Source organism: Cognataquiflexum nitidum (assembly GCF_022538055.1).
Classification (GTDB): domain Bacteria; phylum Bacteroidota; class Bacteroidia; order Cytophagales; family Cyclobacteriaceae; genus Cognataquiflexum; species Cognataquiflexum nitidum.
This window is the reverse complement of record NZ_JAKZAM010000080.1, coordinates 1-1,334: the sequence shown is the minus strand read 5'-3', so window position 1 is coordinate 1,334 and position 1,334 is coordinate 1. Positions and strand designations below refer to the sequence as shown.

1 protein-coding gene is annotated in these 1,334 nt (G+C 40.5%); it reads right to left on the bottom strand.

The features are described from left to right. Window positions 1-65: 65 nt before the first annotated feature. A complete protein-coding gene (locus MMU07_RS21670; protein WP_241128706.1) occupies window positions 66-1,247 on the bottom strand; it encodes an IS4 family transposase in 1,182 nt (393 codons plus the stop codon). Between the last annotated feature and the right edge of the window lie 87 nt (window positions 1,248-1,334).

Below are 1,334 nucleotides of genomic sequence, written 5' to 3'. Positions count from 1 at the left end.
CAATGCTGTCCTAAATAATTTTTGATTTAATAAGAATATTCATTTTGCTTCATTTTTGGGAGTTTTTAATGATAATCGGGAAAAAGAACCCCCTGCATATTGTTTTCTATAGGTTTGTCATGGTCTTCAAAGGGTCTGTCTAGCCATTTCTGCAACTCTATTTTGACGAAAATATTCAACCTGATAAATGCCACGAGATTGGACAGATGCCATCCATATTTTGCCATCGCTTTCATTGCTTTGAGTAACATAATCGTAATCAATGCAGTCCATATCTGTATCATTACTGCATTTTTGGAAGTTCCTATGAAAGTTTTGATGTGAAGCAGCTGCTTGATATCGCGGAAAAACACCTCGATCTCCCACCTTGACTTATAAAGGTCTCCTATTGTCTGTGCAGCCCAACTGAAGTTATTGGTAATGAGTTCTATAGTCTGTTTGTTTTTCTCATCCCAGACTGCCACCCTTCTAAGTTTACCCGGATACTTGGTCTTTGATTGCAGGTTGGTCAGTTCTATTTCCTCATCAATGAGAACATGCTGCGCAGTATTCTCCGGCAGTTCACGTTCCCTTATCGTGGTGAAAGCCAGATTTTCCTTGTGTCTGATTACAAAGAATATCCCCTTGCTGTCCCAAACGTTAAGCATTGGAAAGTCATTGTAGTACCTGTCTGCCACGATGACCGAACCTTTTTCTAAAGGCATGTTGTAAGCTCCTTTATTGTCAGCCACGCTTCCTTCTGTAATATTCACATAGACAGGGAGTTTACCGTCATATTCCAATAGTGTGTGCATCTTTACAGCTCCTTTTTTGGTGCGGAAAGCAGCCCAGTCGAAGACCGAAAGACAGAGGCTGATCACCGTGGCATCCAGCAGATAGATAGGAACCTTGATCCTAAGTTTGACGCGCTTAAGTGATGCCTGCTGTCCTAAACTACCCAACAATGAATAGTACAGGTCTCTGAACAAGTCTGAATCCCTACGCTTGTTTTGATAACTGATACTTGACTTGGACGGAGCCTTTTTTATACCCAGATGATTGAGATTCCCTGTAGCTGAACGCAGGCCGTTTGAAATATCTCTTACAGATGTACTTTTGGCAAAATGACAGAACAGCATTGATACAAGATGGGTCCAGCTGTCAAAACCTTTACAGCCCTTATCCGCCTGCTTCTGATCAACCAATTTTTTGAAAATAGAACGGTCAATCTTTTTAATAATCTGAGAAAACAATGTAATATTAGCCATGAGAGGTCTAAGGTTTTTGGTGCAAACCCAAAATACATATTTTGGGCAAAAACGAGACCTCTCATCTTTTATTTAGGACGCTATTGA

Excerpts from the sequence above, each read along its gene's own strand:
- MMU07_RS21670 (WP_241128706.1), bottom strand. The coding sequence starts at position 1,247 with ATGGCTAATATTACATTGTTTTCTCAGATTATTAAAAAGATTGACCGT.